This is a genomic window from Paracoccus sp. TRP (assembly GCF_000185925.1).
GTDB classification, from domain to species: domain Bacteria; phylum Pseudomonadota; class Alphaproteobacteria; order Rhodobacterales; family Rhodobacteraceae; genus Paracoccus; species Paracoccus kondratievae.
Genome location: NZ_AEPN01000049.1, coordinates 1 through 21,803 on the forward strand (window position 1 = coordinate 1; position 21,803 = coordinate 21,803).

Below are 21,803 nucleotides of genomic sequence, written 5' to 3' on the forward strand. Positions count from 1 at the left end.
GTGTCGGTCATCGCAACAAACCCGGGTTTTCTGCACCACGAAACAACGCACCGGCGAATCTGGCGCGACGATCTGCCGATTTCATATAAAGCCTTGGATAAACCTATAGCCAGAAAACCTGGCCTTCGCTACGTTGATAAGCGAAGGGGCGAACATCACCATGCTGATTGGATATATGCGGGTGTCGACGGCCGAGCAGAGCCTCGACCTCCAACGCGATGCGCTCGAACAGGCCGGCTGCCGGAAGATCTACGACGATGTCTGTTCGGGCCGCGCCACCGTGCGCCCCGGCCTCGCCCAGGCGCTCGACACCGCTCGCGAGGGCGACGCGCTTGTCATCTGGAAACTGGATCGGATTGGCCGTTCCCTGCCACATGTCGTCGGGCTTGTCGGCGAGCTTCAGAAGCAGGGGATCGGGCTGAAAGTGCTGACCGGTGACGTCGACACGACCACGGCGACAGGGCGCTTGGTCTTCGGCATCTTCGCGACGCTTGCCGAGTTCGAGCGCGATCTCATCCATGAGCGCACCATGGCGGGTCTGGCGGCCGCGCGCGCAAGGGGGCGCGCCGGCGGACGGCCGCGGATGATGACCCGGCCGAAGCTCAAAACCGCCATGGCAATGATGGCGGATCGGGAGAATAGCGCCCGCGATGTCGCCGCCCAGCTCGGCGTCTCGCTGTCGACGCTCTATGCCTATGTCGACAGCAAGGGCCAGCCGCGCCCGCGTGCCGCTGATCTTCTCAAGAAACGTTCGGTCGCCGCGAAATAGGCGAACCAATGCCGGTCAGCTTCCTCACCGAAGACCAGATCCGGCGCTACGGTCGTTTCGCGGGAGAGCCGTCTTCCGACGAGTTGGTGCGGCATTTCTATCTCGACGACGCCGATCGCGCGTTCGTCGCCGAGCACCGCGGCGATCGCAACCGCCTGGGCATCGCCGTTCAGCTCGGATCGGTTCGCATGCTCGGCGTGTTTCTCGAAAACCTTGCGACCGCCCCGGCGTCCGCGGTGGGGTACGCGGCAGAGCAACTCGGCCTCAATGATCCGGACGCGATTTTTGCCTATGCGAACGATCGGGCTCGCTGGCGGCATATCCCGCGTATTCGGGCCCGCTACGGCTATCGCTCCGTCACCGATCCCGGCGTGTCGTTCCGGCTGAGCCGCTTTCTCTACGCTCTTTGCTGGACCGGCACCGATCGGCCTTCGGCGCTGTTCGATCGGGCCGTTTCCTTTCTCCTTGCCAACAAGGTTCTGCTGCCGGGACTGTCGGTGCTCGAGCGGACGGTCGCCCGTGTTCGCTCGCGCGCCAATGCCCGTCTGTTTCGCCGCCTCGTCGACAAGGTGACGCCCGAACAGCGCGAGCGTCTCGACGCGCTCGTTGTCGTGCCGGAAGGCGCCCGCCAGAGTCCGCTCGATCGCCTTCGCGACGGTCCCTATATCCAGAGCGGCCCCGAGATCAGTCGGGCGCTGGCGCGTCTCGACGAAATCCGTGTCATCACGGAAGGACTGCCGGAAATCGACCGGCTGCCGCCTGGTCGCATCAATGCGCTCGCCCGCTTCGCGTCCGCCGCCAAGGCACAGGCGGTCGCCCGACTTCCGGACGATCGGCGGACCGCAACACTTCTGGCGTTTATCCGCACACTCGAGGCCAGCGCCAGCGACGACGTCATCGATCTGTTCGACGTCGTCACCACAACGATCTTTTCCAATGCGCAGGCGGCCTCGAGGGAAGCCCGCCTGCGCACGCTTCGCGACCTCGATGCCGCGGCGCTGAAGCTGCGTGATGCCACGGCCGTTTTGTTCGATGAGGCGACACCGGACGCCCAGGTTCGTGCCGTCATCTTCGAGACGGTGGGTCGCGATCTCCTGAAAACCGCCTATGACAGGGTGGGAGCACTCGCCGAGCCGCCCGACGACGTCTATTTTGCCGAACTCAGGAAACATCGGGGGCAGTTTCGCTTCGCTCCGGCGCTGCTGCGTGGGCTCGAGCTCGACGCGGCGCCGGCGGGCAGGTCGCTTCTCGATGCCGTTGAACACGTGCGCGCCGTTCAAGATGGCGGCAAGCGTTCCGGACCCGCGCCGACCACATTCGCACCGAAGGAGTGGATTGGCCAACTGAAAGCGGCCGATGGCAAGATTGACCTGTTCGGCTATCGGCTGTGCGTGCTCGACCAGCTCCGGCGCACGATCCGCCGGCGGGATATTTTCGCGTCCCGGTCGCTACGCTACGCCGATCCTCGGAAGGGCCTTCTGTCCGGCGCGGCATGGGAAGCCGCCCGTCCCGCCGTATGTCGGACGGTCGGGGTCTCGGCGTCGGCCGATGAGGAACTGGCCCGGCTTTCGACTCGCCTCGATCTTGCCTATCGGGAAACCGCCGACCGCGCGCCTGCCAACCCGGCGCTGTCGATCGAGACGACGGCCAGCGGCGCCGATCTGTCGGTCGCGCCGCTCGACAAGATCGATGAACCGCCGAGTCTTGTGGCGCTTCGCACCGAAGTCGAGACCCGGCTCCCGCATGTCGATCTGCCTGAGCTTATCCTCGAAATACAGGCGCGGACTGGATTTGCCGAGCACTTCACCCATGCAAGCGAAGGTGGCTCACGCGCCGAGGACATCGCGACGAGCGTCAGCGCGGTGCTCCTGGCCGAAGCCTGCAATACGGGCTTCGAACCGCTTGTCCGGCGGGACAGTCCGGCGCTGCGCCGATCGCGGCTGAGCTGGGTCAAACAGAACTTCCTGCGCGCCGAGACGCTGACCGCCGCCAACGCAGCACTGGTCGCGGCGCAGAATGCGATCCCACTCGCCCGATCCTGGGGCGGCGGCGAAGTTGCCTCGGCCGACGGCTTGCGCTTTGTCGTGCCGGTCCGCACCATTCATTCCGGCCCCAATCCTCACTACTTCGGACACGAACGCGGCGTCACCTGGTACAATCTGGCGTCCGACCAGTACACCGGCCTTAATGCAATCACCATTCCCGGAACGCTGCGCGACAGCCTTTATCTCCTGGCCCTCGTCCTGGAACAGGAAACCGAGCTTTCTCCCACCGAGATCATGGCGGACACCGCTGGCTATACCGACACGATCTTCGGAATCTTCCATCTCCTCGGCTACCAATTCAGCCCTCGCATCGCTGACATCGGCGGCTCCCGTTTTTGGCGGGTGGACAGGAAAGCTGATTACGGCCTGCTCGACGAGCTTGCGGCGAACCGGATCAACGTGCGTCTCATCGCCGACCACTGGGACGATCTCCTGCGCCTGGCCGGCTCGCTGAAACTCGGCGTCGTGCGGGCCGCCGGACTCACGCGCACCCTCCAGACCAACGATCGTCCGACGAAACTGGCCCGTGCGCTTCAGGAACTGGGACGCCTGATCAAGACGCTCTACCTGCTGCGGTTCATCGATGACGAGAGCTATCGCCGGCGCATCCTCATCCAGCTCAACCGCGGCGAAAACCGCCACAGGCTGGCGCGCGTGATCTTCCACGGCAAGCGCGGCGAACTGCGCCAACGCTATCGCGACGGCCAGGAGGACCAGCTCGGCTCGCTCGGCCTGGTGGTCAACGTCGTCGTGCTATGGAACACGATCTACATGGACGCTGCCCTCAATCAACTGCGCGCCGAAGGATACGAGGTGAAGCCTGAGGACGTCGCCCACCTCTCGCCGCTGAGCTTCGGCCACATCAACATGCTCGGCCGTTACGCCTTCACCCTGCCGGAAATCATCGCGCGTGGCGAACTCAGGCCGCTGCGCGATCCCAAGACCGCAGGAATCGACGACCTGTAGGCAAGCTTATGTGTGTTTTCTGTTCCGTTGCTACTCAAAGCCCATCTAGGGCCGTAGGGACGGCCGGGGGGCGGGCCACACGCGCAAGCGTTGCGGATTAAGCTATTTACGTATCCACGTATTAACGTGCGTAAGGCTCGATCGGCGGCAATCCATGTTGCGCCAGCACCGCCGACAGCCCGGCCTCGGCCATCGCCTGAATCGTCGTTCCCTCTGCATCCGCGAGCTGGCGAAGGCGTTGCCAGTCCGATCGCCGAACCTTGACCGTTAGCGCGACAGTCTCGCCCCCTCCCCTCTTTCGCCTCGGCGTCGGAATCTCCACGGCCGGCCGCTCGTCCTCGATCGCTGCAAGGCTGGTGACTTCCGCGCCAGCTTTCGGGCGGGTGAAGGCCGCAAGGCCGGTTGCTTTCTTTGCCATAGGTTCCGCTCCTTAGATACGCGCTTACGTATTTAGCTATTTACGCTCTAACGTGTCCTTGATCCATGCCCACAAAGCCCGAATTTCCTCTGCTGCCTTCCCCTCGGCCTCGAACTCCGTCACGGCGCTGCCGGTCGTGACAGCGCGGGCGAACGCGCGCCGGTCGGTGATCTCGCCGGGAACGATCGGCAGGCCGTAGGCTTCCAGCGCCGCGCGCGTCTCTCCGATCTCCGGCGCACGGAACGGGCAGGCGGACAGGACGAACGCCCCGCGCACCTTCGCCGCCGTCACGATCTCGACAGCGGCCGGGACCGCAGCGAGGTCAAACGCGGACGGTCGAACCGGAATCAAGACCAGCTCCGACCTACGGGCGATCTGGCCGGCCGCCGGGGCGGCATGGGGCGGGGCGTCCACCACGGCCAAGGTGATGCCCTCACCCTCGGCCGCTCTAAGCGCCGCGTCCAGCTCGCCGGCCTGCGCCGTGGCGACGATCGGCGTTCCGGCTTCCCGCGCGCTCGCCCATGCGGTCGCGCTCTCCTGCGGGTCCGCATCAATGACGCAAACCCGTTCGCCGGTCGCCTCGGCCGCCACGGCGGTATGAACCGAAAGCGTGGTTTTTCCGCTCCCGCCCTTCTGGCTCAAAAACGCAATGACGTTCATGCGTCAATCCTTCTTTGCGTGAATACGTATTAAAGCACATAGCTAGGGACGTTACTACGCCGTTAAGCTAGTGCGGCCATTCCTCGGGCTGCCAGTCCCGCGACGTGTGGATGACGCGCACGATCACGACACTTTCCCGGCCCTCCACGTCGCGCAACTCATAAGCGATGATGTAGGGAAGCCGGGCGAGGGACTTTTCATAGGTTCCGCTCACCCGTCCCGGCCGCCCGGTCGCCATCTCGCCTAGCTTGTTCCCAGCGTCCTCGATCGCGTCCACGACCCGCTCGGCGGCGAATGGGTTGTCCTCTGCGATGTAGCGCAAGATTTCGAGGTTATCCCGCTGCGCCTCAATCGACCAGACAACCGGCCTCATCCGCGCGCGGCTTTCCGGCGCTTCGCTTCCTCGATAACCTCACGCATTTCCGCGACGGCCTGCGCGTGGGGGATCACGCGGCCGGCCGCTGCGTCGGCCATGCCGCGCTTGATGCCGTCGATGATTTCAAGCTCGCGATCGACGTAGGCGGCGACGGCCTCGCCGGCGAGGAAAGATTTGCTCCGCTGCGTATCGTTCGCGATCCGGTCGAGTTTTTCTTTCACATCGGGCCGAACCCGAATCGTCATGGTGGTGCTGGCGGTCATGGAATCGCCTCCGATCGTGTTGAATCGTGTACACCCTAGCACGTTTTCCCGGCCACTGCCATCGCCTTCTAAGAAATACGAATACACGTTAATACGTATTAACGTAAGCAACTAAGCGCCAGCCTTGCCCCTCGCTCCCTCTCGAAAGCCCATAGGACGGTTGCCGCAAGCGCAAGCGTTGCGGTTTAGGTGGTGAGGGTGCCGCTTGCCGGCCCGCCTATACGCGGGCCGGAACCGCCGCAGGGCTGCGAAAGCAGCCCGAACAGCGGCGACCGTTTATGTTTGCCCTCTTAGATAAAGATCAGATGAGGATTCAGTCTGGTTATCGGACTCACGTTTCATCAACGATCTAGCCATCTGCGCGAGGCTGCGCCCAAGCCGATTGTCGCCCACGTCGAGCAAGGTTCGCTCATCGAGGGGCAGGGCCTCCCTGTAGGCCGCGATTACCTCGCTCCAAGCCCTCTGATCCTGCCCATGATCCGCAGGCGGGGGCGGGGCCTTGCCGAACCGCCCAAGGAACTGCCGGGCCTTTTCCGGCAGGGACAGGCGGTAGGCGTTGCTCGTCTGCTGGACCTGTGGGCCGCGCCCCTCGTTGCCGGTCGGCTCGTAGCGCCGCAGCCAGTCGATGAAACCATGCGCCCGCAGGTTCTTCAGCGCCCGCACGATCGTATCGCGCGACCGGCCGAGCCGATCCATGATCGTGGTGATTGACGGCTCTAGCCGGCCGGTGCGGAAGTCGATGAGATTGACGAACAGCCGCAGCACGTCGAGCGCGACCGATCCTAGCGGGCCGCTGCGCTCGCCCTTCTCGTGCAATCCGGCCTCGTTGTAGATTTCGGCCGCCTTCAAGATCGCCTGAACGTCCTTGCGCGTCGTCGGCCGCCATATCCGGCCCTCCGATCGGCCCCGGATATGACTATGCCGGCGAACTGGCGTCGGGCATCGCTCGGCCGGGGGCATGACCAGGCCAAGCGCGACCTGTCCCGATCCCCGCCACGCTGCCCGGCGCTCCTGGGCGAGCGTGGAGAGCTGCCCGGCGTCTTCCTCGGTGAGCTGGCCGGCGCTGTAGCGCGTCCATACCTCCCGCATGATCTCATCAAGCGCGCTTGCGCGCGCGCAGCCGATCGCGGCCGCGATTTGCGTCCTCAACATGCCTCTCGTCCTTCCATTTGAAGGACATGACGGCGCGGACGGCAGGCACGGCTTTCCCGTTTTCGCAAGAATCAATCTTGCGAATTGGAGTGCTGTAGCGTAGATAAGGGGAGAGCTTAGAGCCCCGTCTCTACGGTGTGTCTGACGGCCTACAAAAACGCTCGACCGCGCCAACGGTCGGGCGTTTTGCCGTTATGTCCCTTGCTTCGCTTCGATATAGAACCTCAACGCTTCCTCGATGATCGGCGCGCGCCCTCGCAAGCCCGCGTCGTCCTTCAGGCGGTCAAGCGCCGCGACCAGTTCGCCGGGCAGATCGGCCTGCACAAGAATCCGGCCCTCTGCGCGCCAACGGGCGCGCAGGTTGCGGACACTTTCCAGCTTAACTTGTTCTCGGGTGCGACTCGCCATGTCTACATGAAGAGCCGAAACCGCCCGATTCTGCAACCCTTTGCGTAAGGAACCGGGCAAGGCACTACTTCTAGGGCCGGCAACTAAACGTGGTTACGTCGATGCGTATTCACGTCAATGCGTTCTCAAGCGCCCGGTAGAGGGTAGCCCGATGCACTTTCAGGAGCCGGGCGACTTCCGCCACCGGCTTCTTGTCGTCATGGATGAGCTGGCGAGCATGGGCGATCTGCTCGGCCGACAGGGCAGGGGAGGGGCCGAACTTCACGCCTCGGGCTTTCGCCGCGATCCGGCCGGCGCTGGTGCGCTCCACGATCAAGGATCGCTCGAAATCCGCGATGCCGGCGAACACGGTCAACACCATGCGCCCCGCCGGCGTCGTGGTATCGGCCCACGGCTCGGCCAGCGAGCGCAGGCCAGCGCCTGCCTCCTTGATCCGCTCCGCGATCGCCAGAAGGTCGCCGGTCGATCGGGCGAGGCGGTCTAACCTGGTGATCGTCACCACGTCGCCAGCGCGCAAGTGGTCGAGCATCCGCGCCAGCTCGGGCCGGTCCCGCTTCGCCCCGGATGCCTTTTCCTCGAAGATGCGGACGCAGCCGGCCCCGCCAAGGGCGGCCCGCTGCTGGTCGAGGTCCTGCCCGCGCGTCGAGACGCGGGCATAGCCGATGAACACGCGGCCGGCGTCGGAATCTGGTTGGCGGCTCACGGCTTCCTCCTGTCGCAAATCATGTCGCAAGTTTTCTACCACTTGCGACAAAGACGTGCGACACGAAAACCCCTGATTTTCCGGGGTCGGCCGATCTGTTGCAGGTTTTACGACTTGCGCGACAAGGCTATGAGGCGACGCCGCCGTATAGCGTAGCTTGACACTATACGTTTAGCTTGGTAGTGACGGCACATGAGAATCCGAAACGTAGTCCATAAGGGGTTGCGCCGATTCATCGTTGATGATGACGCCACCGGCTTGCAGGCGGCCGTAGTGCCGAAAGTCCGTCGCATCGTCACCTTCCTGCAAGATATGGAGCGGGAGGACGAGCTGCGCACGGTCCCGAGCTGGAAGGCCCATCAGCTCACCGGCGATCGAAAAGGCGCCTGGAGCCTGTTCGTCACCAAGAACTGGCGGATCACGTTCCGGATCGACCAGACCGAAATCGAGATCATCGACCTCGACTATGAAGATTACCACTAGGAGGTGGCTATGAGTGCGATGCAGGGCATCCGTATGAAAAATCCCGCCCATCCCGGCGGCTTCGTCAAAAGTGAGATCATCGAGCCGCTTGGCCTTTCGGTGACGAGCGCGGCGCAAGTTCTCGGTGTTACGAGGGCGGCGTTGTCGGCCGTCCTGAACGAACGCGCGCATCTTTCGCCGGAAATGGCGCTCCGGGTCGAAAAGGCTTTCGGCGTGTCGATGGATACGCTCATGCGGATGCAGAATAGCTACGACATTGCCCAGGCCCGCAAGCGGGAAGGGGAGATCAACGTCGCGCCCTTCAAGGGTAAGCCGCTCGATTCGCAAGCGGCGCTGATCTGAACCGGCAACAATAGGAATACAGCCGCGCGAAAACGCGCGGATAGGGGGCTTTGCATGAAAAGTTTGCTTGAACAACTTCCGTCGATCGTCGCGGAGGGCAAGAAGGAAGCCGAGCGTGTAATGGAACGCGCTGAAAGCAATTATCGCCTTGGCCTGCAAACGCGTGAGCTTGTTGTTCCATCTAGAGATACAAATTGGCAGGATTTTCTTACAAATGCCTCCCGCTCTATAAATCTTGATGAATCCTCATCCCGTAATCAGCTCGTATATGGCGATAATCTTCTTGCAATGGCTGCGCTGCTTGCCGGCGGGGTTGACTTCCCTTCGATGCGAGGCGGCGTCGATTTAATATATATTGATCCTCCGTTTGATAGCAAAGCCGACTATCGGAGTAAGATTTTAATCTCTGGCGATTTAATCGAACAGCTACCAACAGCTTTGGAGCAATTTGCATACTCGGATACGTGGGCTGACGGAACGGCGAGCTACCTTGGGGCAATCGTTCCAAGACTATACCTTATGAAAGAGCTATTGTCAGACGAGGGGAATATATTCGTTCATCTCGACTGGCATGTCGTCCATTATGTAAAGATTGTTATGGATACTATCTTTGGACGGGATAATTTTAAGAATGACATCGTATGGAAAAGAAAGGGTGGAAGCGCAAACCCCTCGAATCAATTTGGAATTGTGACAGATTCCATACTTTTTTATTCGAAAAGTGATGATTCATTTTTCTCACCATCTTACAGCTTAGACAATGATGAGGCCCAAAATTACATTAAAGAGAGATTCCGAAATGAATTTGATGGGCGAAAATACATGCTTGCGCCTATAGAGCGCAATGCTGCATTGGGAATCAGGCCAAACCTAAAATATGAATACAACGGCTATACACCAACATACGGATGGATGATGAGCCGTGAGAAATTACAGCAATTCGATAAGGATAATAAATTACATTGGAACTCTAAAGGCAAGCCCAACCGGCGAGTGTTTCTTGATGAATATAAAGGGCAACCAACCGAGAACTTATGGACGGATATTTATGTTATAAACCCTATGGCTCGGGAGCGCGTGAACTACGATACTCAAAAGCCAGAGTCGTTACTGTCTCGAATAATAGAAACATCGTGCAAACCGGGAGGTCGCGTTGCAGACTTCTATTCTGGCTCCGGCACGACCGCAGCAGTCGCTGAACGTCTCGGCTATAATTGGGTAGTAAGTGACCTCGGGAAGCCCGCGTGCATGGTGACACGCAAGCGCCTGATCGACCAGGACGCCAAGCCGTTCCTCTACCAGCACATTGGCGACTACCAGGTTGAACAAATGCGCTCCACGATGGGGAGCCGGTTCCGTATCGGTGATCTGGCCGAAATTGTGCTCGGCCTCTATGGCGCGCTTCCATTGCCCGTCGAGGAAAACCCGAACAAGAACATGGGCAGGATTCAGGGGAGCAAAACGCTCGTCCTCGCGGACAGCCCCAACAAGATGACTGGCCTCGCCACGCTGCGCCGTGCAATCGAAATCCGCGACAACCTCATGGGCGGGTGGGATAAGGTCGTTATCCTGGGATGGAATTTCTCACCTACGATCGGCCATGACATTGAGGCACTGGGGCAGGGGGACAGGCTGGAAGTGCTCGTGATCCCGCCCGATCTGCTCGACCGACTGAAGAAGAAAGGCCACAAGCTCAAGGCCGACGAGGTGCGCTTTTCGTCGCTGCAATATCTCAAGCTGGGCGCGGTTTCCCGCAAACAGGACGGGGAGGGGGAAGCCTTGTCCGTAGAGATCGCCAATTATGTGTTGCTGTCTCCGGAGGCGTTGAATCTCGACGAGGCTAACCGCGAAAAGCTGCAAAAGGTGATCAATTCCGATCCTTTGGCGCTGATCGAATATTGGAGCGTCGATCCTGACTATGACGGCGAGGTGTTCCGCTCCGTCTGGCAGGACTATCGCGGAAACACCGAGAACGATGCCGACGCCTATCGTGTCATCACTACGGCACGGCTCACCGGCCTTTCTAAGAAAGATGGCCCCCGCCGTGTCTGCGTGCGCGTGGTTGATGTATTTGGCTTCGAGGCCGAAGCGACTGTCGAGGTAGCATGATGGCAAGCATCAACGATCTTTCGCTTGCCAAGGGTTTGACGGCCAAGGTCGAAGACGCCTGCGCCGGCTTGGAAACTGGCGAAGCTCCGATCCTAGATCACGTCTCGGAGATCACGGCTGAGCTGCTGAAATGGTGGTTCCAGACTGAATTTCAGGACGCCCGCACCTTCAATTTCCATCCCGGCCAGCGGCAAGCCCTGCTGAACGTGATCTATGCCCATGAGGTTTTGGGCATTGCGTCCCTGCAAGACCTCTACCAGATCGCCGCCCCTGACGTGATGCTGACAAGCACGCGGGATTCCGAGATCATCCGCGCACCGAAAAATGCCTATCCGAAATACTGCCTGAAAATGGCGACCGGAACGGGAAAGACCTGGGTTCTGCAAGCCCTCATGGTCTGGCAGATTCTCAACGCGAACCGCGCGCCGGATAGCAACCGCTACACCAAAAACTTCCTCGTCGTTGCCCCCGGCCTCATCGTTTATGATCGGCTGCTTGACGCCTTCATGGGGAAGGAACGAGACGGCAAGCGCGATTTCACGATTTCTGACCTGTCTATATTCCAGGAACTGTTCATCCCCGATTCCTACCGGGACGAGATTTTCCGGTTCGTGCAAGGGGCGGTCTGCCCGAAAGAGGACATTGGCCGCAAGGTCACGGCCGGCGGCATCATCGCCATTTCCAACTGGCATGTGCTGTCAGAAGAAGGTGAGCCGCTTGAGGATGAGGAAATCACTGCGCCGGGGGAAACCGCCGATCCGAAAACCGTTGTGCAGAGCGTCCTTCCCCTGACGCCCGGCACCAGCCAAGGCAACGATTTGAATGTGCTGAACCGTCGCTATGAGCGCGGCGGCATCCTCTCCTACCTGAAAGACCTGCCCGCGCTCATGGTCTTCAATGACGAAGCCCACCATATTCACGAGTTCAAGCGGGAAGGCGAGGTGACGGAAGTTGAATGGCAAAAGAGCCTCAACCTGATCGCAGAACCCAAGGGCCGCCGCTTCGTCCAGGTGGACTTTTCGGCCACGCCCTATAACGAGGTCGGGACCGGCCGGAACAGCCGGAAATCCTATTTCCCGCATATCGTCGTTGATTTCGACCTGAAGACGGCCATGCGCGCCGGCCTGGTCAAATCCCTTGTCCTCGACAAACGCTCCGAAATCGGCGCGCTGAGCCATGAGGAACTGGATTTCAAGGCCGATCGGGATGAGAACGGCAACCCCATGCTGTCCGAAGGGCAGCGCATCATGTTGCGCGCCGGCCTGACCAAGCTCCGGAAGCTGGAAACCGATTTCGCCGCCCTCGATCCGGACAAGCATCCGAAAATGCTGGTGGTCTGCGAGGATACCACGGTGACGCCTCTCATTGCTGATTTCATGCAGCTCGAAGGGCTGGCCGACGACGAGGTGTTGCGCGTCGATTCCAACCGCAAGGGCGAGCTGAAGCCCGACGAATGGAAGGTGCTGCGCGAACGCCTGTTCGACGTGGACCGTCACAAATCCCCGCGCGTCATCGTGAGCGTGCTCATGCTGCGCGAAGGCTTCGACGTGAACAACATCTGCGTCATTGTCCCGCTGCGCGCATCGAGCGCCGGCATCCTGCTTGAACAGACGATCGGGCGCGGCCTGCGCCTGATGTGGCGCGGCAATGAATACGACGACATAAAGCGGGAGAACCGCCAGCTCATTCGCGGCGGAAAGACGCCCTCCAACATGATCGACATTCTCTCGATCGTGGAGCATCCGGCGTTCCAGGGCTTCTATGACGAGCTGATTCAGGAAGGCTTGGCGGCTGAAGCCGATGATGAGGACGACGAGGCGAATGGCAGCTCGACTGGCGACCTGATCTCGGTTGGCCTCCGGCCGGGCTTCGAGGAATACGATTTCGCCATACCCTTCATCCTGCGGGAACAGGTCGAGGCGCTGGAAGATACCCACATCGACCCTTCGAGCCTCGCGCCGTTCGGATCGTTTTCGCTCCAACAGCTCAAGGGGCAGATCGGCCAGGGCGAGAAATTCCACTCCGAAGACGTGCAGGCGAAAACGCGATTTGGCGACTATCGCGTGCATGGCGGCGTGATGACCGCGACGGGATATAATGACTACCTGGCCCGGATCACGCGCCGGATCACGGAAGCCGTCACCCTGACGGATACCACAAACAGCTCGAAGGCTTTCGCCAACGCCAGCAAGTTCCCCTACATCCAGATAAACCGGGCCGAAATGGCCGAGGGCATCGACACCTTCATTCGTCGGCACCTGTTCGGCCAGGAGCTAGACCCTCTCACGGATGAGAACTGGCGCGTCCTGCTGATCGACCCGGTGACAGAGCACATTATCAAGGTGTGGGCGCGGGCCATCCTCGAAGCGGAAGACAGCGTGATTGTCGCCAATGCCGAGGTCGCGCATCGGCGTCTTTCGGAAGTGCCTAAGCTCGCCATGCGCGAGGGGTCATCGCTGGCCGTCGAGAAAGCTATCTATCTGCGCCTTCCCTACCCCTCGCGGAACGGCGGCCTTGAACTGGCATTTATGGAAACCTGCGAGCGTGACGCCAGCGTTGAAGCCTTCTGCAAGATCAACGAGCAGAAACACACCTTCGCGCGCCTGCGATACATCAAGGAAGATGGGCTTCCGGCGTTCTACTCGCCCGACTTCTTCGTGAGAGCAGGCGGCGCGATTTATCTGGTGGAAACAAAGGCACAAGGCCAGCTCACCAGCCCGAACGTGCTGCGCAAGCGCAGGGCCGCCGTTGCATGGTGCGACCGGATCAACGCCCTTCCTCCGGAAGAGCGTAGCGATTCCGAATGGCACTATGTCCTTCTCGGGGAAGACACCTTCTATGGCTGGCGGGACAAGGGCGGCTCGATCGCTGATCTTCTCGCCTATGCACGGCTGCGCCCTGTCGAAGACAAAGGCCAGGCTAAGTTCGCCTTCTGAACTTCATACCGGGGCAGGAATCTATTGTCCCGGCGCTTTCACGGTGATGGTGCAACGCTGATCCGCGCCGGCCGTGCGCGCGGCCTCCCAACAAGCCGCTACCGCCTCCCTGTTCGCTTCAAGGAGCTGGTCGGCCGAGGCCACGCGCTGCCATGCTTCCGGGCTGCCGAACGCCATGAGGCTCATACCGGCCTGCCACGGCCTTTCGCCCATGACGACGCTGGCGACACGCGGCGCGGCCGAGAACGGCAACACGCGCGGAAGGAACAGCATCACCAGCGCGCCGGCGAGCAGGCCGACAGCGAAGGCGACGACAAGCCACCAATTTTGCCGATCGCGCTCCCGCGCGCTGGCGACGTGCGCCGAAAGATTGCGGCCGGCGCGCTCGAGGTCGGACGCCTGCCGCTCGAGCTGCTGCGCGGCGGTGCGTATCAGAGCCTCGCCGCTGCGCTCGAGGAGCGCCGCATAGTGTTGCGCGCCCTGTTTGAGAATGGGCGATTGCTCTACGCCGTGCATCCGCTCCGCAACATTGTCGAGCGCCTGCACGAGCTGGGCGAGCTGGGGCTTGTAGTCCTGCGCCGGCTCGATCTTTTCGAGCTGATCGAAAGCCGCTTCCAGCCCGCGCCGCATGACCTTCATTTCCGCACCGATCTGCTCGCCCTGCGTCTCGATCGTGCGCCGTAGCGCGTCGAACGCGGCGGCCGGGTCGCCGGCGTCCTCGTCCAGTGCTTCAGGCTCGATTCCGTCCCTGTCGTCGTCCAGCTCCGCCATGTTCTCCGTGCCTACCTTTCCATGCCGATGCCCCGGCTAAGCCGGTGGCCGCGTGTCATTTCGTCTTGCAGCTCGCGGGCAATGGTCTGGCCCCGGCGAAGCTCCTGCCCGATTCCAAGTTCCTGCCGGCGATTGCGCAGGATGGAATCTACCTGCGGGTCACGCTCAAGGCTCTTGGTCATGCCGTTCATCTGGCTTTCGACCTTGCCGCGCGCCTCGTCGTGCTGCCAGCCGCGAAGCTGCCGGCGCTGGCCCTGTAGCTCCTGCCAGCGTTCAACGAACCGCTCGGCCCTGATATTTGGGTCTTGCAGCGCCGCGTTTTCGCGCTTCATCCCGTCGATAACATGCGCGACACGCTCCCGGCCGGAAAGCTCGGTCATGGCGCGCACTGTCGCCGGGTCGTTTTGCAGGGTCGAGCGCATCAAGTCTTTCATGCCGTCGCGCACCTGGTCGAGCTGCTGGCCGGCATCGCCCATTTCCTGCCGCTGCATGTCGAGGACCGGCAGGCCCTCGCGCCGGTGCTGGTCGATCGACTGATAGGCCCGCGAATAGCGGTCAACGGCTTGCTCAAGCGGCGACTGCCCCCGCGCCCGCTCGGCCAGCCGGTCTTGCGCAGGCGCCTGCCGCAAGCTCCCTTCCCTTTCCGGCTGTCGCTGCATCCGCGATGCCTCGCCGCGCTCCTGTGAGGGCGCAGGGCGCGCATTGAGCTTGAGGCCGGCAAACATACCGCGCCGCTGCTTCTCGGCCTGCTGCGGCCGTTTCTGGTCGATCTGCGGGCCGTCCTCGCCGGCGCGGTCTGGCTCGCGGCTCTCGGCCGCCGCGCCGCGCCCGAGTTTCAGGCCCTCGAACGGATTGCGGCGCTGCTGTCGATCGCCGGCGAGATCCTCGCGCGGATCTGCACGAAGATCCTGCGCGAGATCCGCGCGGACTTTTTGCGAGGATCTCGGCGCGCGGTCCTCGATGCGTCCCCGCTCGGCGGGGTGCCGCTCGGCCGTCGACTCCCGCTCCGCACGTAGCCCGGCCGCGCGCTCGGCCGGAATCTCGATTTCGCTGCGGACGCCCATTTGCTCCGCGATCCCGCGCCGCTCGGCAAAGTCGCTTGTATAATCGAGCGTGGTTTCCTTCACGCCCGACCGGGACAGGCGGCGTTCTAGCTGGCTATAGGCCAGCTCGCCGGCGTCCTGAACCTTCCATGTGTTCCGGTGCGTCTGCGTCCCATCGGGCAAGGTGACGGGGGTGGAACCCTCATGCTGTAGGCCGATCTTCTCCCCGATCTCCGGCGCGGCCTCCTTCATGGCCCGCTCAAGATCGACGCCCCATAGGGTGCGCTGCTCGCCCTTGTCGTTTTCCAGCGTCACGAAATAGCTGTCGGACTTCTGCGGGTCATGCTCATAGGGCGCGGCCCCATGCTCGACCAGCCGGCCGGCATTGGTGAACTCGTCCTGTGCCGCGTAGAGCTGCACCCCGTCACGATGCCGGGTCATGGCGACATAGGTTAGATGCCGGTCCATCGTCCCCGACGCCATCACATAGGACCGATCGACCGTCGCACCTTGATTTTTGTGAATCGTCGTCGCATAGCCGTGGTCGATCGCCTGATAGTCGCCCATCGGGACGGAAACGCTATCGCCGCCTCGGCCGTCCAGCGTGGCGATGATGCGGCCCGGCTCGACATGATCGACCGTGCCTAGCATCCCGTTTTTCACGCCAAGGTCGCGGTTGTTCTCCAAGAACACGATGCGGTCGCCCGGCGCGAACTCGCGCTTGCCGTCATTGGTCTGGAAGGTCAGCGCCCGGCCCGGCCCTTCCCGCTCATGGGCGACGTCGCCCGGCGCAAGGCTGTCGTCGGCCACGCGCGCCAGCTCGCCCCGGTCCTGTAGCTCGGCCCGGATCGCGTCATTGATGGCGCGAACATCGGCCCGGCGATGCGCCATCGCTACGCGGGTTCCCTCCGGGCGCTCGTCGCGATCGGCAAGGTAATCGCTCACGATCTGGCCGCGCGCGTCCTCGCCGGTTTCGGCAAAGCTGATATTGCCGCGATCCCGATAGGCCGCCAGCCCCTCGGCCGTCCGGTGCGTGGCGAAGTCAACGGACGCCTCCCGCTGCCAGTCCACGCGCTGCCGGCGTATCTCGGAAAGCTCGGCATGGCCGATTTCCTCCGTGATCGCCCGGAACGGTGCGCCGGCCCCGATCGCCTGCAACTGCTCATGGTCGCCTACAAGGACGATCTTCGCCCCCCGCGCCTCGGCCTCGGTGACGAACCGGGAGAGCTGCCGGCTCCCGACCATGCCCGCCTCGTCGATCACGAACACGTCGCCGCGGCCGATCGTGCCGCGGTCGTTCTCCCAACCGCGGGACCATGACGCGAGGGTCCGGCTCTGGATGCCGGAACTTTCCTCCAAGCCCTCGGCCGCCTTCCCCGACAGGGCTGCGCCGTGGACCTGATAGCCTTCGGCCTCCCATGCCTCGCGCGCGGCCGCGAGCATGGTGGACTTGCCAGCGCCGGCATAACCGACAACGGCCGCGATCCGCTCCGGCCCGGTGATATGCTCGATCGCCCGGCGCTGCTCGTCCGACAGCCGGGCCGAAGCATCGCCGGCGCTGCGCTGAATGGCGGCGTCTTGGGCGTCTATCGCCCGCTCGACATGCCGGCGATCAACGCCATGACCATGCGCGCCGTGCATCCGCTGCGCGCTCTCGATCATGCCGGATTCGATCTCGACCATTTCGCGGGTCGAATAGCGGGCAAGCTCGATCTCGCCCGTTGCGGGGTCCGCGCGCTCGGCCTGCAACTCCACCAGCGCCGGCGAGGCCATCACCTTCGCAAAGGCGCTCTGGAACTCCTGCGGGTCGTCGTTGATGTAGCGATGCAGCGCCCGCGCAACGTCGTGGCGGTCGAACACGCTCTTTTCCCCGGTGATGAGCGTAAGAACCTGCTCGGGCTTCTCCCGGATCAGCTCGGCATTGCGCCGGGCCGCATCCTCGTCCAGCCGCGACCGCGACACGTCGAGGCCGCGCCGTTCCATCTGCGAGGCATGGACGCCCATATGCTCGGTCGGCGCGATCTCAAGGCCGCGCTCCATGTGCGAACGATGGTCGATCCGAATATCAAGCCCGGCCATCGCAAGCCGCTCGTTGGCGATCCCCTCCCACCTCTGGCGAAGGTCGCGGAGCTGCATATCGGTCGTCGGCAGGTCGTGCGCCAACAGCCATTTGTTTTCGCGCTCAAGGTAGGTCTTTTCGCCTAGCCCGTTCTCCGTCACCTGCCGCGTGGTCATAAGGATATGGGCATGGTGATTGCGAACGTCGCTCGCCTCGTGCGGCGCATGAATGGCGAAATCCACGGCCGCGCCGTAGCGGTCGGCCAACTCCTGCGCCATCTCCCGCGTAGCCTCTAGCCGTTCCTCGGCCGATAGCTCATGCGGCAAGGCAACCTCGAACTCACGCGCAACGCGGGCGTCCTTCCGCTTCTCGGCAAACTCGGCGGCGTTCCACAAGTCCGACCGATCCCGCGCCCAATCGGCGTTGACGCCTTCCGGCAAGACGATCTCCGCATGTTCCACGCCCTGCTTGGCGGTGTAGTCATGCGTGATCCCGTCGCGCTCATTGGTCAGCCTCTCCCCGGCACGATAAGCCATTGAGGCGACGGCGCTACGGCCCGACGCCCGCGAAACTGGCTTCATGCTGAAATGGTAGATCGCCAAGCAACAAGCTCCGATGCCGTTTCTGCACTTCCCGCCAGCCTCTAAGCTGGCGGCGCACTGAGTTGCGTAGCAACTCGTAAGTGCGCCCTTCTCAACTCAATCGCTTCGCTCTTTCGTCGCTCAGTGTGGCGCTTGCGGCAAGGTCGATGCAATGAACTGAGGCCCGGATTGTGCTGCAAAATCGTCGAAAATTCAAGGTAGCGCATAATCGTGTTTGGTGACGCTGCTTGCATCGGATAGACTACGGCTAAAATTGGGAGTGCAGACCGATGGCAATAGACAGCGCCGGAACACTTGCGTTGCTGATCGACGGCGACAATGCCACGCCGAAAATCATAACCGGGCTGCTGGCTGAGATTGCCAACTATGGCACCGCCAGCGTCAAGCGCATCTATGGCGATTGGACCAAGCCGAACCTCAACGGCTGGAAAGAGTGCCTGCTGGAACACTCGATTCAGCCGGTCCAGCAGTTCGCCTATACGACCGGGAAGAACGCCACTGACGGCGCGATGATTATCGACGCGATGGACTTGCTCTATACCGGCCGCTTCTCCGGTTTCTGCATCGTCTCAAGTGATAGCGACTTTGCCCGCCTGGCCGCGCGCATCCGTGAGCAAGGCGTCATCGTCTATGGGTTCGGGGAGCGCAAGACGCCCCGCCCCTTCATCACCGCTTGCGACAAGTTCGTCTATTTCGACGTGCTCAACACGGCCGGGGAACAGAAGGAAGCGGAAGCCGTCGCCGCGCCTAAAGCGGCCGCCGCCAAGCCTGCACCGGCGAAAGCGGCACTCGATCGCGCTGCCCTCGACATGCTGGCGAAAGCTGTCACCGCCTCGGCCGACGAAGACGGCCGCGCCAATCTGGCCCGCGTCGGCGCGCACCTGGCGAAACAATCGCCGGATTTCGACGCCCGCAACTATGGCTTTCCCCGTCTCTCCGATCTGGTCGAGGCGTCGGGCATTGTCGAGGTCGAGCGCATTGGCGAAAATCCGAAAATCATCATGGTTCGCCTCAAGGGCGGACCAGCACCTCGCCCCGCTAGATAGAAAGAAATGACACATGGCGCGCAAAACGATCGAACAGCGGTTGGCCGAGCTGGATGCGCAGCGCGCCACCCTCAAGGCCCGGCTCGGCAAACAGGAGCGCGCCCACGATACCCGCCGCAAGGTGCTGCTCGGCGCGCTCGTTCTGCATCGCCTCGAAAGCGGCAAGGATGAGGAATTTTCCCGACGCCTCCGCGAATGGCTCAAGCGCGAGCTGCCCGACTTCCTGACGCGCCCCGGCGATAAGGAACTCTTTGCCGATCTGATCGCCAGCGCGCCGGCCAGGGAGACGACAGACAGCGCCGGGGGGGCCGCCTCATGAATCAGGCGACGTTAGCCTGGGCCGCGTTCAAGAACATGCTGCGCGCCGCCGCGCGTGATCCGGTATGGGCTATTTCCAGCATCCTCATGTCGCCCTTCCGGGCTGGCCGCTATCTGCTGCAAGTCGGCTTCTTCGTCTTTCTGGTCACGCTGATGCTCGCCGTTGCGGCCAATGGGATTCCGCAAGAATGGTGGATCGCTAGAACGATTGCCGGCTTGCTCCTGCTGCTGTTCTTCCTGGTCCTCGTTTTCCGTGTCCTCACCAATCCCCTCATTGAGCATTTCGGGGACATGGAAGGGGAAACCCACGGCTCGGCCCGCTTCGCCACCGACAAGGAAACCGCCGCCCTCGCCCGCGCCGATACCGGCCTGCTGATCGGCCGCGACGGCAAAACCGGAAAGCTCCTGCGCTATGACGGCCCGGCCCATCTGCTGACGATGGCACCGACGCGCACCGGCAAGGGCGTGGGAACCATCATCCCCAACCTGCTCACGGCCGACCGCTCCGTGATCTGCATCGACCCCAAGGGCGAAAATGCCAGGATTGCCGGCCGCGCCCGCCAGACCTTCGGCCCGGTCCACGTCCTCGACCCCTTCGGCGTCACCGGCCAGCCCTCGGCCGCCTTCAATCCCCTCGACCAGCTCGACCCGGCCGGCCTCGATGTCGCGGAAGATGCCAGCACCTTGGCCGACGCGCTCGTGTTCGATGAACCGGGCATGGCCGGGGAAGCGCATTGGAACGAGGAAGCCAAGGCGCTCATTGCCGGCCTGATCCTCCATATTGCAGCCAGCGAGCCGCGCGACAGGCGAAACCTCGCCACCCTGCGCGAAGCCCTCACCCTCGCCCCTGAAGCCTTCGCGGCGCTCCTGAAGGACATGCAGGCGTCAACGGCCGCCGGCGGCCTGATCGCCCGCGCCGCTAACCGCCACCTCGGCAAATCCGACCGGGAAGCGGCCGGCGTCCTCTCGGCCGCGCAGCGCCATACCCATTTCCTCGACAGCCCGCGCATGGTCGCGGTCCTCGGCGGCTCCGATTTCCGCTTTGCCGATCTCAAGCGCCGCAACGCCTCGGTGTTCCTCGTCCTGCCGCCCGATCGGCTCGCCACCTATTCCCGATGGCTGCGCCTGCTCGTCTCGCAAAGCCTGATCGACATGGCCCGCGATCCCGTCAAGCCGGCCGCCCCGGTCCTCTACCTGCTGGATGAGTTCGCCGCCCTCGGCCACCTCGCCCCCGTCGAGCGCGCAATGGGCCTCATGGCCGGCTACGGCGTCCAGCTCTGGCCGATCTTGCAGGACGTTCACCAGCTCCGCGCCACCTACGGGCAACGCGCCGGCACCTTCCTGTCAAACGCCGGCGTTTTGCAGGTGTTCGGCGTCAACGATCACGATAGCGCCCGCCTCGTCTCCGATCTGCTCGGCCAGGGAACCGTTGTGTTCCAGACCATGAGCCGGGCGCTCGATTCCGAAAAATCCGGCCTCTCCTACGGCGAGCAACACACGGCCCGGCCGCTGCTGACCCCTGATGAGGTCCGCAACCTGCCTGCACATGCCGAATTGCTGTTCCTCGCCGGGCAACGGCCGATCGTCGCCGGAAAGCTCGCCTATTACGCCGATGCAGAATTTCGGGGGCTGTATGATGCGCCCTGATCGCTCTAACGCCCTTCGGGCGAAGCGGACCCGGCGCTTTAGCGCCGGGACATTGTTACGAACGGCCCTCCGGCTCTCTACGGCGCTATTGGGGAGCGCGTTCGCCTCCGGGCCGGCGCGGCTCGCGCCGCGATCTACCTGACGACCTAGTGCAAGCTCTGGACCACGGCCGCGACGGTAGCCCCCCGGCCGGCCCGCTCTCATCATCTAGGACTTTGAGTAGCAACGGAACAGAAAACTCACATAAGCGGCCGAGGTGAGCATTCTGACACGGCGTCAGCGCCGGCGATCCAGCTCCTTGATCGTTGATCTGTGGAATTTGAGGTGATGCTTCATCAACCTGATGTCGTGAAGATAGTCCTGCTCCGGCCGGAATTCATAATCCAGATCGATATGGAAGTGGTTGCGGGTAAAGCACTCGACCAGATTGATGCCGTCCCAGGTGCTGATGACCTGTTCGAGGCTTTTCGCCATATGATGTAAGGGCGAACCAGGCTCGTTTTCATCCCTCATCTTATGAAGGCGCAAATGGATGTGCTGCAGCATGTCGGTCCGCATGTAGCTGTTCAAAAGCATGAGCGAGTGGGCCGGTGTCTTCGGCACGGCAAAGCCCATTTTGTCTTCCGGCGGCAGGTCCGAAAAATTCGAGCAGTGGTCGGTGTCGGTCATCGCAACAAACCCGGGTTT

General features: G+C 62.6%; 19 protein-coding genes. 9 read left to right on the plus strand and 10 right to left on the minus strand.

The genetic code is table 11. The features are described from left to right. Positions 1–160 precede the first annotated feature (160 nt). Entirely contained in the window at positions 161–769 is a 609-nt protein-coding gene (locus PARACOCCUSGL_RS0117035) for a recombinase family protein (RefSeq protein ID WP_029372567.1), read from the plus strand. Between the two features lie 8 nt (positions 770–777). Continuing rightward, a complete protein-coding gene (locus PARACOCCUSGL_RS0117040) occupies positions 778–3,780 on the plus strand; it encodes a Tn3 family transposase (RefSeq protein ID WP_010399252.1) in 3,003 nt (1,000 codons plus the stop codon). Positions 3,781–3,901: 121 nt separating this feature from the next. Here PARACOCCUSGL_RS0117040 and PARACOCCUSGL_RS0117045 read toward each other — a convergent pair whose 3' ends face one another. The 7 genes from PARACOCCUSGL_RS0117045 to PARACOCCUSGL_RS0117075 all read right to left on the minus strand — a co-directional run bounded on the left by PARACOCCUSGL_RS0117045 (position 3,902) and on the right by PARACOCCUSGL_RS0117075 (position 7,760). Beyond that, positions 3,902–4,198 carry a hypothetical protein gene (locus PARACOCCUSGL_RS0117045; RefSeq protein WP_010399254.1) on the minus strand — a complete coding sequence of 99 codons (297 nt, stop codon included), beginning with the start codon at positions 4,196–4,198 and terminating at the stop codon, positions 3,902–3,904. A gap of 36 nt (positions 4,199–4,234) precedes the next feature. Next, a complete protein-coding gene (gene parA / locus PARACOCCUSGL_RS0117050) occupies positions 4,235–4,858 on the minus strand; it encodes a ParA family partition ATPase (protein WP_010399257.1) in 624 nt (207 codons plus the stop codon). 67 nt (positions 4,859–4,925) lie between these two features. Beyond that, entirely contained in the window at positions 4,926–5,231 is a 306-nt protein-coding gene (locus PARACOCCUSGL_RS0117055) for a type II toxin-antitoxin system RelE/ParE family toxin (RefSeq protein WP_010399260.1), read from the minus strand. After that, positions 5,228–5,497 (minus strand): CopG family ribbon-helix-helix protein, encoded by a 270-nt coding sequence (locus PARACOCCUSGL_RS0117060; RefSeq protein WP_006473479.1) that lies wholly within the window; start codon positions 5,495–5,497, stop codon positions 5,228–5,230. The genes PARACOCCUSGL_RS0117055 and PARACOCCUSGL_RS0117060 overlap by 4 nt, the downstream gene beginning before the upstream one ends. A gap of 276 nt (positions 5,498–5,773) precedes the next feature. Continuing rightward, positions 5,774–6,649: a helix-turn-helix domain-containing protein gene (locus tag PARACOCCUSGL_RS0117065; RefSeq protein ID WP_010399272.1), complete on the minus strand. Its 876-nt coding sequence runs from the start codon at positions 6,647–6,649 to the stop codon at positions 5,774–5,776. Positions 6,650–6,841: 192 nt separating this feature from the next. Then, positions 6,842–7,057 (minus strand): ribbon-helix-helix protein, CopG family, encoded by a 216-nt coding sequence (locus PARACOCCUSGL_RS0117070; RefSeq protein WP_010399274.1) that lies wholly within the window; start codon positions 7,055–7,057, stop codon positions 6,842–6,844. Between the two features lie 109 nt (positions 7,058–7,166). Beyond that, positions 7,167–7,760 (minus strand): recombinase family protein, encoded by a 594-nt coding sequence (locus tag PARACOCCUSGL_RS0117075; RefSeq protein WP_369750427.1) that lies wholly within the window; start codon positions 7,758–7,760, stop codon positions 7,167–7,169. 192 nt (positions 7,761–7,952) lie between these two features. On the opposite strand from PARACOCCUSGL_RS0117075, the gene PARACOCCUSGL_RS0117080 reads away from it, so the two are divergent. From PARACOCCUSGL_RS0117080 to PARACOCCUSGL_RS0117095, 4 genes are read left to right on the plus strand one after another with little or no spacing between them, the layout of a single operon-like run. Further along, positions 7,953–8,243 carry a type II toxin-antitoxin system RelE/ParE family toxin gene (locus PARACOCCUSGL_RS0117080; RefSeq protein ID WP_010399279.1) on the plus strand — a complete coding sequence of 97 codons (291 nt, stop codon included), beginning with the start codon at positions 7,953–7,955 and terminating at the stop codon, positions 8,241–8,243. Positions 8,244–8,252: 9 nt separating this feature from the next. After that, positions 8,253–8,585: a HigA family addiction module antitoxin gene (locus PARACOCCUSGL_RS0117085; protein WP_010399281.1), complete on the plus strand. Its 333-nt coding sequence runs from the start codon at positions 8,253–8,255 to the stop codon at positions 8,583–8,585. A gap of 54 nt (positions 8,586–8,639) precedes the next feature. Then, positions 8,640–10,694: a site-specific DNA-methyltransferase gene (locus PARACOCCUSGL_RS21285; protein ID WP_050804213.1), complete on the plus strand. Its 2,055-nt coding sequence runs from the start codon at positions 8,640–8,642 to the stop codon at positions 10,692–10,694. Next, complete coding sequence (locus tag PARACOCCUSGL_RS0117095) at positions 10,694–13,630, plus strand: DEAD/DEAH box helicase family protein (protein ID WP_010399286.1); 2,937 nt, start codon at positions 10,694–10,696, stop codon at positions 13,628–13,630. The genes PARACOCCUSGL_RS21285 and PARACOCCUSGL_RS0117095 overlap by 1 nt, the downstream gene beginning before the upstream one ends. A 21-nt stretch (positions 13,631–13,651) precedes the next feature. Here the strand turns inward: PARACOCCUSGL_RS0117095 and PARACOCCUSGL_RS22220 are convergent, their stop codons facing one another. Next, a complete protein-coding gene (locus tag PARACOCCUSGL_RS22220; protein ID WP_029372572.1) occupies positions 13,652–14,401 on the minus strand; it encodes a DUF6118 family protein in 750 nt (249 codons plus the stop codon). Between the two features lie 11 nt (positions 14,402–14,412). Next, the gene (gene traA, locus PARACOCCUSGL_RS0117105; RefSeq protein ID WP_010399291.1) at positions 14,413–18,105 is read right to left on the minus strand and encodes a Ti-type conjugative transfer relaxase TraA; all 3,693 of its coding nucleotides are present in this window, start codon (positions 18,103–18,105) and stop codon (positions 14,413–14,415) included. Positions 18,106–18,374: 269 nt separating this feature from the next. Between traA and PARACOCCUSGL_RS0117110 the strand changes: the two genes are divergently transcribed. From PARACOCCUSGL_RS0117110 to PARACOCCUSGL_RS0117120, 3 genes are read left to right on the plus strand one after another with little or no spacing between them, the layout of a single operon-like run. Beyond that, entirely contained in the window at positions 18,375–19,151 is a 777-nt protein-coding gene (locus tag PARACOCCUSGL_RS0117110) for an NYN domain-containing protein (RefSeq protein WP_010399294.1), read from the plus strand. 13 nt (positions 19,152–19,164) lie between these two features. Then, positions 19,165–19,470: a hypothetical protein gene (locus PARACOCCUSGL_RS0117115; protein ID WP_010399296.1), complete on the plus strand. Its 306-nt coding sequence runs from the start codon at positions 19,165–19,167 to the stop codon at positions 19,468–19,470. Then, the gene (locus PARACOCCUSGL_RS0117120) at positions 19,467–21,116 is read left to right on the plus strand and encodes a type IV secretory system conjugative DNA transfer family protein (RefSeq protein WP_010399298.1); all 1,650 of its coding nucleotides are present in this window, start codon (positions 19,467–19,469) and stop codon (positions 21,114–21,116) included. Before PARACOCCUSGL_RS0117115 ends, PARACOCCUSGL_RS0117120 begins: the two co-directional genes overlap by 4 nt. A 276-nt stretch (positions 21,117–21,392) precedes the next feature. On the opposite strand, the gene PARACOCCUSGL_RS20815 is transcribed toward PARACOCCUSGL_RS0117120, so the two are convergent. After that, positions 21,393–21,803: hypothetical protein (locus PARACOCCUSGL_RS20815; protein ID WP_010399301.1), on the minus strand; the 411-nt coding region annotated here is incomplete at its 5' end.

Coding starts and splice junctions, on each gene's coding strand:
- PARACOCCUSGL_RS21285 (WP_050804213.1), top strand. CDS start 8,640: ATGAAAAGTTTGCTTGAACAACTTCCGTCGATCGTCGCGGAGGGCAAG.
- PARACOCCUSGL_RS0117040 (WP_010399252.1), top strand. CDS start 778: ATGCCGGTCAGCTTCCTCACCGAAGACCAGATCCGGCGCTACGGTCGT.
- PARACOCCUSGL_RS0117120 (WP_010399298.1), top strand. CDS start 19,467: ATGAATCAGGCGACGTTAGCCTGGGCCGCGTTCAAGAACATGCTGCGC.
- PARACOCCUSGL_RS22220 (WP_029372572.1), bottom strand. CDS start 14,401: ATGGCGGAGCTGGACGACGACAGGGACGGAATCGAGCCTGAAGCACTG.
- PARACOCCUSGL_RS0117085 (WP_010399281.1), top strand. CDS start 8,253: ATGAGTGCGATGCAGGGCATCCGTATGAAAAATCCCGCCCATCCCGGC.
- PARACOCCUSGL_RS0117095 (WP_010399286.1), top strand. CDS start 10,694: ATGGCAAGCATCAACGATCTTTCGCTTGCCAAGGGTTTGACGGCCAAG.
- PARACOCCUSGL_RS0117115 (WP_010399296.1), top strand. CDS start 19,165: ATGGCGCGCAAAACGATCGAACAGCGGTTGGCCGAGCTGGATGCGCAG.
- PARACOCCUSGL_RS0117070 (WP_010399274.1), bottom strand. CDS start 7,057: ATGGCGAGTCGCACCCGAGAACAAGTTAAGCTGGAAAGTGTCCGCAAC.
- PARACOCCUSGL_RS0117080 (WP_010399279.1), top strand. CDS start 7,953: ATGAGAATCCGAAACGTAGTCCATAAGGGGTTGCGCCGATTCATCGTT.
- PARACOCCUSGL_RS0117045 (WP_010399254.1), bottom strand. CDS start 4,198: ATGGCAAAGAAAGCAACCGGCCTTGCGGCCTTCACCCGCCCGAAAGCT.
- PARACOCCUSGL_RS0117035 (WP_029372567.1), top strand. CDS start 161: ATGCTGATTGGATATATGCGGGTGTCGACGGCCGAGCAGAGCCTCGAC.
- PARACOCCUSGL_RS0117110 (WP_010399294.1), top strand. CDS start 18,375: ATGGCAATAGACAGCGCCGGAACACTTGCGTTGCTGATCGACGGCGAC.
- PARACOCCUSGL_RS0117055 (WP_010399260.1), bottom strand. CDS start 5,231: ATGAGGCCGGTTGTCTGGTCGATTGAGGCGCAGCGGGATAACCTCGAA.
- PARACOCCUSGL_RS0117065 (WP_010399272.1), bottom strand. CDS start 6,649: ATGTTGAGGACGCAAATCGCGGCCGCGATCGGCTGCGCGCGCGCAAGC.
- parA (WP_010399257.1), bottom strand. CDS start 4,858: ATGAACGTCATTGCGTTTTTGAGCCAGAAGGGCGGGAGCGGAAAAACC.
- PARACOCCUSGL_RS0117060 (WP_006473479.1), bottom strand. CDS start 5,497: ATGACCGCCAGCACCACCATGACGATTCGGGTTCGGCCCGATGTGAAA.